16 protein-coding genes and 1 tRNA gene are annotated in these 15,429 nt (G+C 59.4%); 12 read left to right on the top strand and 5 right to left on the bottom strand.

Annotated features, from left to right (window positions below; genetic code table 11):
* The first annotated feature begins 35 nt into the window (after positions 1 to 35).
* Genes BY454_RS04900 through BY454_RS04950 form a run of 11 tightly spaced genes read left to right on the top strand, consistent with a single transcriptional unit; the run spans position 36 to position 10,868 of the window.
* Entirely contained in the window at positions 36 to 2,306 is a 2,271-nt protein-coding gene (locus BY454_RS04900) for an MMPL family transporter (RefSeq protein WP_104415787.1), read from the top strand.
* Complete coding sequence (locus BY454_RS04905; RefSeq protein ID WP_104415786.1) at positions 2,303 to 3,538, top strand: NAD(P)/FAD-dependent oxidoreductase; 1,236 nt, start codon at positions 2,303 to 2,305, stop codon at positions 3,536 to 3,538. The genes BY454_RS04900 and BY454_RS04905 overlap by 4 nt, the downstream gene beginning before the upstream one ends.
* A gap of 13 nt (positions 3,539 to 3,551) precedes the next feature.
* Positions 3,552 to 4,157: a DUF3261 domain-containing protein gene (locus tag BY454_RS04910; RefSeq protein WP_181049648.1), complete on the top strand. Its 606-nt coding sequence runs from the start codon at positions 3,552 to 3,554 to the stop codon at positions 4,155 to 4,157.
* Positions 4,154 to 5,323, top strand: coding sequence for a beta-ketoacyl-ACP synthase (locus BY454_RS04915; protein WP_104415784.1), 1,170 nt, complete (start codon positions 4,154 to 4,156; stop codon positions 5,321 to 5,323). The genes BY454_RS04910 and BY454_RS04915 overlap by 4 nt, the downstream gene beginning before the upstream one ends.
* An 11-nt stretch (positions 5,324 to 5,334) precedes the next feature.
* Positions 5,335 to 5,805 carry an ApeP family dehydratase gene (locus BY454_RS04920; RefSeq protein ID WP_146082688.1) on the top strand — a complete coding sequence of 157 codons (471 nt, stop codon included), beginning with the start codon at positions 5,335 to 5,337 and terminating at the stop codon, positions 5,803 to 5,805.
* A 5-nt stretch (positions 5,806 to 5,810) separates the two neighbouring features.
* Positions 5,811 to 6,536, top strand: coding sequence for a 3-oxoacyl-ACP reductase FabG (fabG, locus tag BY454_RS04925; RefSeq protein WP_181049649.1), 726 nt, complete (start codon positions 5,811 to 5,813; stop codon positions 6,534 to 6,536).
* Positions 6,537 to 6,552: 16 nt separating this feature from the next.
* Positions 6,553 to 7,305: an ABC transporter ATP-binding protein gene (locus tag BY454_RS04930; protein ID WP_104415781.1), complete on the top strand. Its 753-nt coding sequence runs from the start codon at positions 6,553 to 6,555 to the stop codon at positions 7,303 to 7,305.
* A gap of 1 nt (position 7,306) precedes the next feature.
* A complete protein-coding gene (locus tag BY454_RS04935) occupies positions 7,307 to 8,482 on the top strand; it encodes an ABC transporter permease (protein WP_104415780.1) in 1,176 nt (391 codons plus the stop codon).
* Positions 8,483 to 8,487: 5 nt separating this feature from the next.
* Positions 8,488 to 8,772, top strand: coding sequence for an acyl carrier protein (locus BY454_RS04940; protein WP_219820604.1), 285 nt, complete (start codon positions 8,488 to 8,490; stop codon positions 8,770 to 8,772).
* 22 nt (positions 8,773 to 8,794) lie between these two features.
* Positions 8,795 to 9,958, top strand: a complete 1,164-nt coding sequence (locus BY454_RS04945) for a beta-ketoacyl synthase N-terminal-like domain-containing protein (RefSeq protein ID WP_104415779.1) — start codon at positions 8,795 to 8,797, stop codon at positions 9,956 to 9,958.
* A 22-nt stretch (positions 9,959 to 9,980) separates the two neighbouring features.
* Positions 9,981 to 10,868 (top strand): beta-ketoacyl synthase N-terminal-like domain-containing protein, encoded by an 888-nt coding sequence (locus BY454_RS04950; protein ID WP_104415778.1) that lies wholly within the window; start codon positions 9,981 to 9,983, stop codon positions 10,866 to 10,868.
* Here BY454_RS04950 and BY454_RS04955 read toward each other — a convergent pair.
* Genes BY454_RS04955 through BY454_RS04970 form a run of 4 tightly spaced genes read right to left on the bottom strand, consistent with a single transcriptional unit; the run spans position 10,860 to position 14,392 of the window.
* On the bottom strand, positions 10,860 to 11,852 hold the full coding sequence (locus BY454_RS04955) for a BtrH N-terminal domain-containing protein (RefSeq protein ID WP_104415777.1): 993 nt from the start codon (positions 11,850 to 11,852) through the stop codon (positions 10,860 to 10,862). The two genes, BY454_RS04950 and BY454_RS04955, sit on opposite strands and share 9 nt — an antisense overlap.
* Entirely contained in the window at positions 11,845 to 12,264 is a 420-nt protein-coding gene (locus BY454_RS04960; protein WP_104415776.1) for a hypothetical protein, read from the bottom strand. The genes BY454_RS04955 and BY454_RS04960 overlap by 8 nt, the downstream gene beginning before the upstream one ends.
* Positions 12,261 to 13,418, bottom strand: a complete 1,158-nt coding sequence (locus BY454_RS04965; protein ID WP_104415775.1) for a beta-ketoacyl-ACP synthase III — start codon at positions 13,416 to 13,418, stop codon at positions 12,261 to 12,263. The genes BY454_RS04960 and BY454_RS04965 overlap by 4 nt, the downstream gene beginning before the upstream one ends.
* Before the next feature lie 53 nt (positions 13,419 to 13,471).
* Entirely contained in the window at positions 13,472 to 14,392 is a 921-nt protein-coding gene (locus BY454_RS04970; protein ID WP_104415774.1) for a hypothetical protein, read from the bottom strand.
* Positions 14,393 to 14,580: 188 nt separating this feature from the next.
* Here BY454_RS04970 and BY454_RS04975 point away from each other — a divergent pair, with 188 nt between their 5' ends.
* The gene (locus tag BY454_RS04975) at positions 14,581 to 15,141 is read left to right on the top strand and encodes a hypothetical protein (RefSeq protein WP_104415773.1); all 561 of its coding nucleotides are present in this window, start codon (positions 14,581 to 14,583) and stop codon (positions 15,139 to 15,141) included.
* Positions 15,142 to 15,308: 167 nt separating this feature from the next.
* On the opposite strand, the gene BY454_RS04980 is transcribed toward BY454_RS04975, so the two are convergent.
* Positions 15,309 to 15,384 (bottom strand) — tRNA-Asn (locus BY454_RS04980).
* Positions 15,385 to 15,429: the final 45 nt, after the last annotated feature.

A 15,429-nucleotide genomic window follows, 5' to 3' on the forward strand; every position in this document is an offset into this window, starting at 1 on the left:
GGCTCGCGCTACTTTGGGCGATCGCACTGGTTTTTATGGCAGTGCAGCTGACGTCCCGGCTGTCAGCCAGCGCCTTTGATACCAGCATTTTGGCCTTGCTGCCCCAGGACAAGCGCCAGCCGGTTGTGGACCGGGCCCTGGAACGCATGGATGGTGTCATTGCCAATCGTGTCTTGTTGCTTATCGGTGGCGCTCAGGCTGACCGGAACCAGCTCCAGGTGTTGGCCGGGGAGGTCGCCGATGGCCTGTCAGCCTCCGGTGCCTTCACTTCCGTAACAACCCAGGCTGACGTTGGCTCCCTGTCGGCTCTCGCAGCGGTGTATCAACCTTACCGATACCAGTTGTTGACCGATGAGGTCGAAGAACGGTTGGCGAAAGGCGAGACCGAGCCGCTGGTTAACCGCGCTGTCCGGGAAATGGTCAGTCCCATAGGCCGGCCCCGGCCTGCCTCAGTGGTTGATGATCCCCTGAACCTGCTGGGTATGTGGATGGAAGGCCTGACCCCGGCAACGGGGTTTGTCCCCGACCAGCATGGCCTTTATGCCCGGCAGGGCAACGAACATTTTCGGGTGATTAGGGCAACCTTCTCAGGTGATCCCTTCGCCGAAGCCACCCAGAAGCCTGTATTGAGGGCGGTTGAATCTGCCGGGGACCAGGTGCGTGAGAACGATGTGGCCACTGAATTTCTACGTTCGGGGCTGGTATTTCACGCGGCTGCGGGCGCTGAGCAGGCCCGCAGCGAACTGTCCACCATTGGTATTGGTTCCCTCATGGCGATTGTGTTGCTGCTTTTGTGGCACTTTCGTTCCTTCTCTTATCTGGCCTTGCCGGTGGTCAGTGTGGGCGTGGGATTGTTGGTGGCACTGTCAGCATCGTTGATGGTGTTCGAGCGTGTGCACCTGGTGACCCTGGCCTTCGGTGCCAGTCTGGTCGGCGTTTCCATCGACTACGCCTTTCATTACCTTTGTCATGCCCGGGATCGGGTCACGCACGGTATTCGTCATATCCTTCCGGGAATTACCCTGGGTGTTGTGACCAGTTGCCTTGCCTATGGCGCCCAGGCACTGACCCCGTTTCCCGGCCTGCAACAGATTGCCCTTTTCTCGGCCGCCGGCCTGATCGGTGCCTGGCTGACGGTGGTGCTGTGGTTTCCCCTGGCGCAGCGATGGCTTGGCCAGGGCCGGCAACAGAACCAGCTTGGCCAATGGCTGCAGGGGCTGGTTCGTTTCCGTGGTGTTCTGGCTGTTCTGCTGGGGGTGTTGGTGCTGGTTGCGTTATCAGGCTTTCCGGGCCTGCGTTTTAATGACAGCCTGTCTGCCTTGCAGTCGTCGCCGCCGGATCTGATGGCGCAGGAACAGAAGGTGCAGGCCTTGAGTGAAAGCCCAGGGAGCGCGCGGTTCTTGCTGGTGGAAGGGGCATCTATCCAGCAGGTGCTGGAGCGGACAGAACAAGCCAGTGGTTATCTGGACAAGCTGGTGGTTGACGGCCGTTTGCAGGTTTACCAGTCGGTTTCGGGCTGGGTGCCCTCCATTGTGCGTCAGCGGGAATATCGCCAGTTGGTGAAAAGCGCGGTGTTTGATCGTGGAGTTCCTACCGAATTGTTTGATGCCTTGGGAATGCCCCCAAAACTGGCGTCCCGAAGCCAGGCGCGCTTTGAGAATAACGATGCCGGCTGGCTTCTGCCGAAAGACCTGGAACAGTCCCCGGTTGCCGAGCTGTTCGATTCGCTCTGGCTGAAAACCGACAATAGTGAGAGGCCCCATGCAGCCCTGATCACGCTGGGGAAGGTATCCAGCCCCGCTGTTTATGAGGATCTTGCGGCACTTGCCGGAAAACTCGAAGGGGTTCGTTTCGTTGATCGGGTAGGGCAGACGTCGGCGTTGTTGGGGGACTATCGGGCCACCCTCAGTCAGTGGATGGCGCTGGCCTATGGTCTTGTGCTGCTGGTGTTGATTGTGCGTTATGGTTGGCAATGCTGGCGTGTGATTTTGCCGCCGGCACTGGCAACGGTGGTTACATTAGGCCTGCTGTCGGCCCTGGGTCAGCCACTCAATCTGTTTAATTTTCTGGCCACCCTGCTGATTCTGGGCATTGGGCTGGATATTGGCATCTTTGTGCGTGAAAGCCATGGGGAGTGGCACGCCTGGGAAGCAGTGACCCTGTCTGCTGTCACCTCCCTGCTGGCATTTGGCCTGTTGGCGTTGAGTGAAACACCGGTGTTACATCACTACGGTATGACGGTTCTGCCGGGCATTGCACTGGCGTGGTTGATTGCGTTTGTACTTCATAGGAGAGCAGAAAGTTGACTACAAAGGATCTGGAAAGCGACATCATCATTATCGGTGCCGGCCCTTCAGGCGCCGTGGCTGCGGCTTTGCTGCGCAAAAACGGGTATCAGGTAACCATTCTGGAAAAGCAGCACTTCCCGCGCTTCTCAATTGGTGAGAGCCTGTTGCCCCAGTGCATGGAATTTCTGGAAGAAGCCGATATGGTGTCTGCCATTGAAGAGGCTGGCTTCCAATACAAGAACGGGGCCGCTTTTCATTACGACGGCAGAAACTCCGCTTTCGATTTCCGCGAGAAGTTTTCGCCGGGGTGGGGAACCACCTTCCAGGTGCAACGAGCGCACTTTGACCACCTGCTGGCCAAGGAGGCGGAAAAACAGGGCGCCGACATTCGCTACGGCCATGAGATCACGGAAGTCGATTTCAGTGGCGAACGCCCCTGGTTGAAGGTACGCACTGACCAGGGACAGGAATACGAAGCGCGCGGTAAGTTCGTGCTGGATGCCAGTGGCTTTGGTCGGGTGCTGCCCCGGTTGCTGGATCTGGAGACGCCCTCTGAATTCCCCGTCCGCATGTCACTGTTTACCCACATCGAAGACAACATTGACCACCCGGGCCATGATCGCGACAAGATCCTGATTACGGTGCACCCGAAACGCCGTGACATCTGGTTCTGGCTGATTCCGTTCTCCAATGGCCGCTGTTCCCTGGGCGTGGTGGCCAAGCCCGAGTACATTGAAAGCCGGGAGGGAGAGCCACTGGACATCCTGCGGGAGATTGTGGCTGAAGACCCCAATCTCTCCTCACTGCTGGAGAACGCCAAGTGGGACACGCCCGCGCGTGAGATCCGAGGCTATTCCTGCAACGTCAAACACCTGGCCGGTCGGAACTACGCGCTGCTGGGCAATGCCGCGGAATTCCTGGACCCGGTGTTCTCCTCCGGGGTCACCATCGCCATGAAGTCCGCAAGCCTGGCGGCGGATACCCTGCACCGTCAGTTCAGCGGCGAAGCCGTGGATTGGCAGGAGGATTACGCCGCTCCGCTGATGGTCGGCGTGGATACCTTCCGGACCTACGTGGATGCCTGGTACGAGGGTACCTTCCAGGACGTGGTCTTCGCCGAGAATCCCAACGAATCCATCAAACAGATGATTTCCTCGATCCTGGCCGGCTATGCCTGGGATTCGAGTAACCCCTATGTCAGCGAGAGCCGTCGCCGCCTGGGTACCCTGGCCGAGCTTTGCCGTGCCTGATACTGCGAGAAGAGTGGTATGGAGGTGGGCGCTGGTTGCGGTATTGGCCACCCTGGCGGGCTGTCAGATGCTGGGCGTTCGTCCTTCGCCGCCGGTGCCGCCCTTGCTGGAACCCGGAAGTGGCGGGCTCAATGTCCAACTGAACCAGCGCATGACCCTGTCCATGGATGGCCGCAAACACCACATGGTCATGGTGGTCAGTTTTTCGCCCACACAAACGCGCATGACGGGGTTTACGCTGACAGGCCAGCGGCTGCTGGACATCGTGCAGGAAGGTGGGCGAATAACCAGTTGGCAGAGTGAGCTGGTTGACCGGGATGTTCCGGCCCGCTGGCTGCTGTCCCAAATGCAGCTGGCCTACTGGCCGGAAGAAGCGTTGCAGCAGGCCTATCATGGGCCCTGGTCTCTACGCCAGGAAGCTCGGGAGCGGGCACTCTATCTTGAGGATGAATTGGTTGTAATGGTAAGCTACGCGGCCGATTTTGGCGGCCCCGAAGCGGGATCGCAGTTGACCATCAAGCACCATCGGATGGCGTTGGTGATGGCCATCGAAACCCTGAAAGTCAAGGAACTTGCGGCTCGTTCCGGGCCGGACAACATGAGTGAGGCGGGACAATGACTGCCCCCGTTTATTTGCACAAACCCGCTGTTGTCTGCGCGCTTGGGGAGACAACAGATCAGGTGGCCGACGCGCTGTTCAACTCCGCGCAGAAACAACTGACCTTTACCGATGCTTTCAGCCCTGACCATACCCTGCCACTGGGTGTGATTGATGCCGAGTTGCCGGCGTTGACAGGCAATGCTGCTTCCCGCAATAACCGCTTGTTGCTGAAAGCGCTGGAACAGCTGCAGGCGTCTGTGGATGCCTTGTTGGATAGTTACCCATCGCACCGCATTGGCGTGGTTCTGGGCACCAGTACGTCGGGTATCGGTGATGCCGAGAAGGCATTTGACGAGGAACAACCGGACGGGCTGCCTGATTGGTATCACTACAGCATGCAGGAGATCGGCGCGCCAGCACAGTTCCTTGCACGCCATCTGGGGCTCTCGGGCCCGGCGACCACCATATCCACCGCCTGTTCCTCCAGTGCCAAGGCGTTGGCCAGTGCCCGTCGTCTGCTGCAAACCGGTGTCTGTGATGCGGTAATCTGTGGTGGCGTGGATACCCTGTGCCGGCTGACCGTGAACGGTTTTGATGCCCTGGATTCGGTGAGCAAAGCCATTTGCAATCCCATGAGCCAGAACCGTGATGGTATCAATATTGGTGAGGCGGTCAGCCTGTTCGTGATGTCCCACGATGCGGGGCCTGTTCGCCTGTCGGGCGTGGGGGAGAGTTCGGACGCCCACCATATTTCTGCACCGCACCCTGAGGGTATTGGTGCCCGCAATGCCATCGAGACCGCGTTGGCCGATGCCGGACTGGCGCCGGACAGGATTGGATACATTAACCTGCATGGCACCGCCACACCGCAGAATGACAGCATGGAAAGTCGGGCCGTTGCCGGGCTGTTTACCGGCCCCTTGCCGTGTAGCTCCACCAAACCCCTCACTGGGCACACACTGGGTGCCGCCGGTGCTTTGGAAGCGGCTTTTTGCTGGCTTACGCTGGTTTCGGATGGGCGTTTGCCACCGCACTGGTGGGATGGTCAAACCGACGAACAGTTGCCGGAGCTGGCACTGGTGCAACCCGGTGACTCTCTGCCCCAGGCGCCCTTGCACGTCCTGAGCAATTCGTTTGCCTTTGGCGGTAACAACATCGCCCTGATCCTCAGTGCTGCTGAGTGAAGGCCGGATCAATGACTTCAACAGGAAACCCAGCACCCTGCCTGGATGAGTTGATTCGTCATCGGGGCGACATGAGCCTGCTGGATCGAGTGGTGGACCATGGTGACACCTGGTTGGAGGCAAGGGCCATGGTGACCAGGAACAGCCTGTTTCTGACCGAAGGCGTGGTGCCGGCCTGGGTCGGGATTGAGTACATGGCCCAGGCGGTGGCCGCTTTAATGGGGCTTCGCGCCCGGCAGCGAGGTAAGGGTGCCAGCGTGGGTTTCCTGGTCGGTACCCGTAAATACCTCACCGAAGGTCCGGCGTTTGCCGTGGATAGTGAACTCACCGTGCGGGTCCAGGAATCCCTGATGGACGAAAATGGCCTCGGGCTTTTCGACTGCCAGCTAACATGCCGACAGCCGGATGGGGCATCGTTTACCATCAGTGGCCGTCTGAATATCTTTCAGCCGGACGACCCCAGCGAAAATTACGGAGGATGAACAACATGTCAAAAGCAGTTTTGGTGACCGGGTCGAGCCGGGGAATCGGACGCACTGCGGCGCTGCGCCTGGCCCGGGATGGCTACGATGTTGTTCTTCACTGCCGCCGCGAAACCGGCCTTGCCGAAGAGGTTCAGCAGGAAATTGAAGCGCTGGGGCGCAGTGCCCGGATCCTGCAGTTCGATATTGCCGATCGCGACGAAGTTACCCGGATCCTTGAGGCCGACGTTGAAGCCCATGGCGCCTATTACGGGGTGGTGTGCAACGCAGGTGTGGCGCGGGATAACGCCTTTCCGGCCATTCCCGGGGAAGACTGGGACCTGGTTATGCGGACCAACCTGGATGGCTTTTATAACGTCCTCAATCCCCTGATCATGCCCATGATCCGCCGGCGCAAGCCCGGCCGGATTGTGACCCTGTCCTCGGTGTCGGGGCTGATTGGCAATCGGGGGCAGGTCAACTACAGCGCCGCCAAAGCCGGCATCATTGGTGCAACCAAGGCCCTGGCGTTGGAGTTGGCCAAGCGAAAGATCACGGTGAACTGCGTGGCGCCTGGCCTGATCGAAACCGACATGGTGGATGACCTGCCCGTTGAAGAAGCCAAAAAGATGATCCCCACCCAACGCCTGGGCAAACCGGAAGAGGTGGCCGCGGCCATCAGCTTCCTGATGTCCGAAGACGCCGGTTACATTACCCGGCAGGTGCTGTCGGTCAACGGGGGCATCTGTTGATGCCGCGAGTGTCTCTGTGATCTCCATTCGCCAGCTTGAGTTCAGCTATTCGCCCTCGGCCCGTCCGGTCCTGAAAGGCATTGATCTCGAGATTCCCGAGAATGCCTTGTTTGGTCTGCTGGGACCCAATGGTGCGGGCAAGACCACGCTGCTTTCCATTCTGGCGGGGTTGATTCCGTGCCCGGCCGGCTGTTTGTTCGTGGATGGCCGGGATATGTCGGAGGCGGATAACCGTTCAGCGGCCCGGTTATCCCTGGTGCCGCAGGAGTATGCCTTTTATCTGCCTCTGACGGTTCGCGAGAACCTGACGTTTTTTGCGGGCGTACAGGGGGTGCCTAAGGCCGAAATGGACGCGCGCATCCATGAAGCAGCGGGCCAGACCGGGCTAGAGGAGCGACTGGACAGCCGTGCCGGTAAACTGTCTGGCGGCCTCAAGCGGAGGCTGAACCTGGCGATAGGGCTGCTCAACCGTCCGCGCCTGTTGCTGCTGGACGAGCCTACCGTGGGGATTGATCCCCATTCCCGGCATTTCATCCTTGAAACGATCCGGCAACTGGGGCGCAATGGTACGACGGTTATCTACACCTCCCATTACATGGAAGAGGTTGAAGAGCTGTGTGACCAGATCGCGATCATGGATCATGGCCAGATATTACGTAACGGCACACTGACCGAGCTTCTGGCCGAGGCGCCCCAAAGTGTCCGAGGGCGTCAGTCAACGCTGGAATCGCTGTTCCTGGATCTCACCACGCGGGGGCTGAGGGACTGACATGGGCGTGATGAAAGCACTGATCCGAAAAGAGCTCCTGTTGCTCCTGCGGGACCCCCACGGCCTGTTGTTGCTGTTTGTCATGCCGGCGGTGTTCGTGTTGATCATGACTTTCGCCCTGCAGAATCAGTACGCCATGAGCAGTGACGTCCATCTTGATTTCTACCTGCTCAGTGAACACGACAGTGGTCTGAGTCGCGCATTCGCGCGGGACCTGGCCAACACGTCGCCGCTGAACCGGGTGCCAACCGAGGCCGGCTGGGAGGAAATGCAGGCGCTGGCCCAGGCGGATGAAGTGAAATTTCTGGTGCGCATCAAGCCTGGCTTCGATGAACTGCTGATCCAGCGCAAGCCGGCGGTCGAGGTCCTGTTTGCCCCGGGCACCTCACCGGTGTTTGCCAGTGTGGCCGAGGGCCGGGTCATGGAGTTGTTGAATCGCCTGTACCTGCGTTACCGGTTGGCCTCAATGCCGGGGGTGCAGAGCAGTCTGGAGGCACAGGGCGAGGACCTTATGGAGGCCCGTTCGCTTTATGACGACTCCGGCGCCATGCCGTCCTCGGTTCAGCAGAACGTGCCAGCCTGGTTGCTGTTCGCCATGTTTTTCATCGCGGTGCCACTGTCCACCACACTGATCAACGAGCGTCAGCAAGGGACTCTGCTCCGGTTGCGGAGTATGGGAATCGGCCCGGTGAAGCTACTGGCGGGAAAGGTGGTGCCGTATTTCGTTGTTAACCTTGTGCAGGTAGTGGTTCTGTTCCTGATCGGGCTGTACCTGATTCCTTTGCTGGGGGGCGATACGCTGACGCTGGGAGCACACCCGGAAGGACTCATACTGGTCTCAGTGGCAGCCAGTCTGGCTGCGGTCAGTTACGCCCTGTTGGTGGCCCAGATCACCAGCACGATTGAGCAGGCCACTATCGTCTCGGGGGTGTTCAACATTATTATGGCGGCGTTGGGCGGAGTGATGGTGCCCAGCTTTCTGATGCCTGAAACCATGCAGCAGATCGGCAGTTTTTCACCAATGGCCTGGGGACTGAATGGCTTTTTCGACATTCTGCTCCGCAATGGCACGGTGACTGATACCCTGCCGGAAGTTGGCGCTTTGCTCGGGTTTACAGCGCTGATGCTGTGCCTGACCGTCTGGCGGTATCGCCGCAGAGCTGCCGAGCACGGTTAATCTGAATGCCATTTATCAACCATAGTGAACGTATGAATACTTCGGAACTGAAAGCAGAACTCAAGGAACTGATTGTCGAGGAGTGTGATGTGGATCTGGACGCAGACGAGATCCGGGACGATGAATTCCTGATCGGCCCGGACAGTCGGCTGGACCTGGATTCACTGGACGCGCTCAGCATCTCTCTGGAAGTCAAGCGGCGCTATAAGAAACACATTGATAGTGGCAATGAGACCCGCATGGCCCTGACGTCGGTTAACACACTCGCTGATTTTATTCTTTCCGACTGAATCCGAGGCGCCAGAAGTTTTAATGACTCACGTGAACGCACCCGTCAAAATTACCGCCAGCGGCATTGTCAGTGCTCTGGGCCAGGGTAAGCGTGCCAACCTGGATGCGCTTTTGGGTGATGCCACCCCTGGCCCCGACAGGCTGTCGCTGTCGCATTTTGAAGAGCCTGTGAATGTGCCTTATCACAGCGTGGTCGGGGCACCGGAGGCGGCCGAGGACCGTCTTCACTGGTTGTTGGACCAGGCGATGGAAGAGTTGTTGGCTGAGCACCCTCTGACACCGGACCAGCGCGCCGACATTCCGGTGTTTATCGGCTCGTCGTGCTGGGGCATTGGCATCGCAGAGGAGCGGTACCGGGAGCAGTACCACGAGAACCCAGAAGCCGCCATCCCGCTCCCCCTGGATGGGTTTAGCCAGATCAGCCGGCATTTACAGCGGAAGTATGGCTTTCATGGCGCCGACTTCGCGCTCAACACGGCGTGTACCGCGACGGCCAACGCCATCCTCAATGCCGCTGCCGCGATCAACATGGGCATGCACGATCACGCCCTGGTGGTGGGGCTGGAAGCTCGAAACGATACCACCCTGGCCGGTTTCCACGGTATGCAGTTGCTGGCCGAAGAAGGTATGCGCCCTTTTGATCGTCGTCGGGATGGCCTGGTCCTGGGCGAGGGGTGTGGTGCCATACTGCTCTCACGATGCCAGAATGACGCCTCGGGAACTATGCTGTGGGGCGGGGCAAGTAACTGCGATACCTACAGTATCTCAGCCTCCAATCCGGACGGCAGTACCATTGCCGCAGTGATGGACGCGGCCATGGCCAGAAGTGGCATTACCCCGTCGGATATCCGGGCCATCAAGGCCCATGGCACGGCAACGCCGCTGAACGATGACGGTGAGGCAGCGGGCATGCGCCGAAGCTTCGCAACCATGCCACCTTTCTTCTCCATGAAGGCTGCCCTTGGCCACACTCTGGGCAGCTGTGGGGTACTTGAGACCCTGCTGATGGCGGCGGCACTGACTGAAGGCCGGCTGCCCGCCAGTTGGGGTTTTTCGGAGTCCGATCCCGCGCTCGGTGTGACACCGATGTGCGAGTCGATGCCCTCGGAGCCCGGGTATTACCTGCTGAACTTCTTTGGTTTTGGTGGTAACAACTCCAGCCTGATCCTGCGCCACCAAGACTGAGCCATTGCCGGAACCAGATTCTATGCTCGAGATTATCGCTGTTGGAGATCACTATCAGACCGTGGACCCGGAGCAGGGCCTTGAAAATCTGAAGGCGGCGGCCGCCGAGGTATGCCGCGAGCGGTTCCGGCGTATCGACCGGTTCACGCAGCTGGCGCTGGTTGGTTCCGCCCGCTGCGTTGAAAACACGGAGCTGGAGTCAGGCGTAGGCCTATACATTGGGTCGCGGTTTGCGTCGCTTGGCAATACCACCAGCGTGCACGAGAAGATGGTCAGTGCCGGTGTGGTGCCCAAGCCCGCCAGTTTTATCAATACCCTGAGCAATTCGGCCGGTTACTTCGTGGCCCGCAACCTGCGGTTGTCGGGCCGTAACCTGTTTGTCTCCCGGGGCGATGCCTCGATTGTGGCGGCACTGCAACTGGCGGCGATGGATGTGGCCACGGGAGCAGTTTCGCAGGCACTGGTGGGGTCGGTGGACGAAGCGGTGCTGCCGTTGGCGCACCATCGGTTCCGACTCGGCCTGGAGCCCGATACCGACATGGGGGAGGGTAGCCACTGGTTGCTGGTGGCCCCGGAAGGCAGCGCCAACAGCCTTGCCACCATTACCGATATGATTACCCTTCAGGATGAAGCCGCCCTGGCGGACTGGCTGGACGGGCTGGACCCGACCACGGCCTACCGGGTGTCACTCTCGCCGTGGACCCGCCAGAAAATGGCGTCCACCTGCCTGAAGAGCCGGCAGATGCTGACCGACTTTGAGCCCGGCCTGGCGGCCTATCCCGGTCATGCCACCGGCGCCATTATCCGCTACCTGGAGGGTGACGACGACCAGCCGCTCCTGGTTATCGCCGCGGACACGGACGGTCGTTTTCACGTGATTATGGTGCGCCCCGCACCGGCCTCAGCCTAACTTGAGGTCCAGCAACATCCGGTAGCCCTGTTGTTCCATGTCGGCCACCTGGCGCAGTTGTGCGGCCAACTTGCCGTAATCCAGCGTGCTTCGGCCCTTGAGCATCTTGGCTGCGTAGAGGGCAAACCGGCGCCACTCGTCCCCGGCGTCGGTGAACTGGTCGGCGGCTGCCTTGAGCCCGTCGTTGGAAAGGATGCCGGCGGATTCCTGCAGGAAAGAGGCAAACAGGAACCGGAATCCGGCACCCCCTGTCCCGATTTCTTCCTGCATGCGCACCATGTGGCCAATCAACAGCTTGTTGTAATGTTCGTTGGCCGGTGAGAGCTTTTCCATATGCCGTGCGACGTGGCGAATGCCCCGGATACCCACGAACGGCAGTGGCGTCCGTAGCATCATATTGGATGTGGAGCGGATGGCGCCGGGAATGGCTTTATGCAGATCCGGGGCTTCGGTAATGGGTTCCGGGTAGTAAATCAGCCCCTTCGGCGCGAGCATGCCTTTGACGAACCGGGCCCGCTGCAGCGAGGCGGTGTCCGCGCGCATGGGCTCTTCGAACGTGGGATCACTGATCAGGTAGTCGTCACCTTCTTTACCGTAAGCCACCAGGTTGTGAGCGTTAAAGTGGAAACGCATGTTTTCCGGGAAATAGGGCAGCCAGTAAACGGACGCTTGCAGCCCCACCGGGGAGCCCTGTTGCAGATACTGGTCCAGAGCTCTGGTGCCGTCTGCCGGGCGACGAAAACGCTCAAAGTGAAAGCGAACGCCCAGGCGTTTGCTGAGCCCCCGAATGACGCGACCGGGTGGCATGCGGTAAGCCAGCAGCGGCATGCCGCCCATTTTCACCAGTGGAATGTAGGCGTAAGTGAGGGCGGTGGACAGTCCGAAAACCATCGGCTCGGACAGATCAAGGCCGTTATGGCGCAACAGAGCGGCAACCGCGCCGCTTTCGCAATGGGCGGTTTGCTGGTGGTCAAAGTCAGTCATTGTTTTTATCGTCTTCCGGCGGGAGGGAGCGAAGTTGTTCGGCCGTCATCTGGAAGGCTTCCTCATAGCACTGCATTTTGCGGGGCCCGAGGCGATCAAACACAGCTGGCTTCAAGTGGCGGCGAACCTGCCAGCGGAAAAGCCCGGTAGCCTGCGCCAACACCGTCAGATCCATCCGGTGGGCGTATATGTGATACTCGAGCGGTGACGAAAGCCCCTGTTGCACGCGCTGGCGAGCTTCCCGGGTAAAGCGGTTGTATTCTTCCACCGCCTGGTCCAGGACGACGTCTTCGGCTTCCCAGCCGCTGGACAGCGCCGTGGTATATTCACCATCGGCGTTGCGGGCATAAAGCCGTTTACGCTGGCCCTCGAAGGCCTTTGAGTCGTCCTGCGGGACTTCATCCAGTTTCATGATTCGGCCCGGGCATCACATACGGTCAGCAACATGAACGATGACGAGAACCGGCCACTCTCGGGAACCCAGCACAGCAGCTTCTGGCCGACCTCCAGTTTGCCGGATTGGAAGAGCTCCTCGATCATGATATAGATGGAGGCGGACCCGGTGTTGCCTTTGTCCGGCAGGTTGGTGGCCCAGCGCTCAAACGGGATTTCCATGCCGCCGTTCTTCATGCCTTCGTAAACCCGCTCACGGAAGTAGCCCGAGGAGTAGTGGGGCAGGAACCAGTCAATGTCGTCGGCGGTGATCTGGTACTTTTCGATAAGCTCCGGCAGGTATTGCTCAATGGTGGTTGGAATGATGTTCTCATTCAGCAACCGAACGTCCTGCTTGACCGCAAAAGTGGATTCTTCTAGCCAGGTCTCATGGGGCAGGTCTTTCCAGCTCTCAAGGCTGCCGTCCTCGCGCTTGCGGGCACCGGCATACATGCAGGCATCCAGTTGATTGGCAAAGGAGCGGATGTCGATCCAGTCCACGCGCAGTGACAGGCCTTCCTTTGCCGGGACTGGCTCCAGTGCAACCGCTCCGGCCCCATCGGACAGCATCCAGCGCAGGAAATCCTTGTCGAAGGCAACTTCCGGCTTTTTCTCGAGCGTATCCACGGCTGCAGCGGTTTCCGGCTCAAAAAGCTTGCCACGCATGACCGCTGAGGCAACCTCGGAACCGGTGCTCACCACGCGCTTGTGTTGCCCGGTAGCGACGGACATCCACCCGTATTTGAGTGCTGACATGCCAGCCAGGCAGACCCCTGCAGTGGCAACAACCTCACATGGCGGGTTGGCCAGCTCGCCGTGAACCATGACCGCATGGTTGGGCATAAGCTGGTCGGGCATACTGGTGCCGCATACCAGACAATCCAGTTCTTCGGCGTACGGGGCCCCCAGGGCTTTAATGGCCTCGGCGGTCAGTTCCGCATTGGTGTGGGTCGGCTTGCCGGTCTTTGGATCAACCGCGTAATAGCGATTCTTGATCTTGTTGCTTTTCAGGATCACCCGCCTGGCCCGGGAGGGCTGCTCTCCGGCCTGGCCCAGCACCGACTCCATGTCATCATTGCTGACAGGGTCGTTCGGTAGTGTTGCGGCGATGGCGGTAATGTATACGTTTTTCATGTGTCAAACTGCTCAATGACCGGCGTGCAGCCGGGTGGTGAAACACGTCAGTGCTATTCTCCGGAAGGCGCACTGTAATAAGCTTTTTGCTGGGCAATGCGCTGGCGCGTCAGCGGCGCAAGCAGTCGTTTGATCAGCATGCCGGCAGGCACCACGGTCACGATCATGAGGATCAGAAACACCGAGTAAAACGCCAGTACCGGTTTGCGCTGCCAGGCGCCGTGTGGCCCCAGGGTCCGAAGCAGGCGCCCCCAGAGTCGGAAGGCCCGCTTCGCCGTTTTTTCGCTGGAAATCAGCCCTTCATTAACGTGCACCGCCGACAGGCCCCGGAACATGTCTGGTGAGACTTCGCCCTTGAACCGGAACCGATCACGAATGCGTCGTCCAAAACGTTCACTGGCCTTGATTTGCTTTTCAGCAACGCCCGCCTTGGGAATCAGCCCGCCCAGGAACGGGCCCTTATGGCCGGTCAGTACCCAGAGTGGCGTGGCAAACAGGCTCAGGATGGAGCCGGCTTCATCTACCATGGCGACGTTGCCGACCAGATGGGCATTCAGCTCATCCAGCTTGGCTTTCATGTCTTCCTGGGCCAACAGCCACATATTTCGGCAGGCAATCAAAGTGACGACCGGCTTGTCGTTCAACAGGGTCCGGGCGACCGGGTGCTGCAGGAAGGCCGTCATCGGAAGCGCCGGCGACAGGAACCAGACCTGATACGCCAGAATGATCAGGTCAAAATCCTCATCGCCGGAAACCGCGGGTTCCTGAATTGGCGGCGCATCCTGATAGACACACTCGGGAAACGTATCCAGGAACTTGAAAAACGGCCATGGAAAAGGGAAATCCTCAACCGGCTTGATGTTTTCGAATGTCACCGAAATGTCATCCGATTCGACCAGTGGTCGCGTAAATTCCTTTACTACACTATCGAGCTGTCCGCTCTGGGAATAGTGTACGACCAGAACCTTCTTCATTGTCAGCTTCCAGAACTCTGTGCCAGAATCGTCTACGTTAAAAAACGGTAACAACCATCCTATGGGTTTAGCGCGCGACTATAGCACAGGACCCCTTTTTTCTGAATCCTCTGAGCGACACCGATACCATGCAATTCAGCTTCGAAATTTCGCCAGACCATCCGGCTTTGCCCGGACACTTTCCGGGCATGCCCGTTGTCCCGGCCGTGGTGCTTATCGAGCAGTTGGCTCGCAGCCTTGAGGAACAAACCGGCCAGCGGGTTTGCAGCATTCGGCAACTCCGTTTACTGGGGTTGATCGAGCCGGGCCAGCGCATTGATGTGGAAGTCCGGGAGAAAGGGGCGGACAGTTGGCGTCTGACCTGTCAGGTTGCCGGTAAACCGGTCGCCAAGGGCATCTTTTCCCGAGAAGCGGCGGAGGACGCGGAGGCTATCGCCACCGGCGCTTCGTCGTCTGATTACCAGGAGGCTGCACCGGCGTACCAACAGTTGCCCCATAGCGGCAGCATGCAACTGATCGATAACTTTGCCATGTCTGAGAACGGAGCGGAGGCCGAAGTCACCCTCGGTGAACAGCACCCCCTGGCAGACAGTGAAGGAGTGCCGGCCTGGGCAATGCTCGAGTACGCCGCCCAGTTAATGGCCTGCCGGAAAGTCCGCATGGGGGGGAGAAACCATGCGCAAAGCGGTGATTGTTCTGGTGCGGTCGCTTCAATGCCCTGGGTCTCAGACGTTGTCGCCCGGCAGTAATCTTGGGATTCGGGTCGTGGAAGAGGTGGCCCAGCCAGGGGCAGTGCAGTGCCTGTTCTCAGCCACAAGTGCGGGGCAGTTGGTCGCCAGTGGTGAGTTTACCGTGCTTAGCGAGGCCTGAAGCGAAAAAAGCCGCTGAGGGTGATTCAGCGGCTTTCCGGAATAAGTGGCTCCCCGAGCTGGGCTCGAACCAGCGACAAACGGATTAACAGTCCGTTGCTCTACCAACTGAGCTATCGGGGAACAGCATCAATGTGGCGAGCATGGTAAGGACTTTGATTCGTTCCG

Source organism: Marinobacter persicus, from assembly GCF_002934325.1.
Classification (GTDB): domain Bacteria; phylum Pseudomonadota; class Gammaproteobacteria; order Pseudomonadales; family Oleiphilaceae; genus Marinobacter; species Marinobacter persicus_A.

What these genes read in the sequence shown, in the direction of transcription:
- BY454_RS04900 (WP_104415787.1), top strand. Translation starts at nt 36, where the DNA reads ATGGCAGTGCAGCTGACGTCCCGGCTGTCAGCCAGCGCCTTTGATACC.
- BY454_RS04915 (WP_104415784.1), top strand. Translation starts at nt 4,154, where the DNA reads ATGACTGCCCCCGTTTATTTGCACAAACCCGCTGTTGTCTGCGCGCTT.
- BY454_RS04920 (WP_146082688.1), top strand. Translation starts at nt 5,335, where the DNA reads ATGACTTCAACAGGAAACCCAGCACCCTGCCTGGATGAGTTGATTCGT.
- fabG (WP_181049649.1), top strand. Translation starts at nt 5,811, where the DNA reads ATGTCAAAAGCAGTTTTGGTGACCGGGTCGAGCCGGGGAATCGGACGC.
- BY454_RS04935 (WP_104415780.1), top strand. Translation starts at nt 7,307, where the DNA reads ATGGGCGTGATGAAAGCACTGATCCGAAAAGAGCTCCTGTTGCTCCTG.
- BY454_RS04940 (WP_219820604.1), top strand. Translation starts at nt 8,488, where the DNA reads ATGCCATTTATCAACCATAGTGAACGTATGAATACTTCGGAACTGAAA.
- BY454_RS04945 (WP_104415779.1), top strand. Translation starts at nt 8,795, where the DNA reads ATGACTCACGTGAACGCACCCGTCAAAATTACCGCCAGCGGCATTGTC.
- BY454_RS04950 (WP_104415778.1), top strand. Translation starts at nt 9,981, where the DNA reads ATGCTCGAGATTATCGCTGTTGGAGATCACTATCAGACCGTGGACCCG.
- BY454_RS04955 (WP_104415777.1), bottom strand. Translation starts at nt 11,852, where the DNA reads ATGACTGACTTTGACCACCAGCAAACCGCCCATTGCGAAAGCGGCGCG.
- BY454_RS04960 (WP_104415776.1), bottom strand. Translation starts at nt 12,264, where the DNA reads ATGAAACTGGATGAAGTCCCGCAGGACGACTCAAAGGCCTTCGAGGGC.
- BY454_RS04965 (WP_104415775.1), bottom strand. Translation starts at nt 13,418, where the DNA reads ATGAAAAACGTATACATTACCGCCATCGCCGCAACACTACCGAACGAC.
- BY454_RS04970 (WP_104415774.1), bottom strand. Translation starts at nt 14,392, where the DNA reads ATGAAGAAGGTTCTGGTCGTACACTATTCCCAGAGCGGACAGCTCGAT.
- BY454_RS04975 (WP_104415773.1), top strand. Translation starts at nt 14,581, where the DNA reads ATGCCCGTTGTCCCGGCCGTGGTGCTTATCGAGCAGTTGGCTCGCAGC.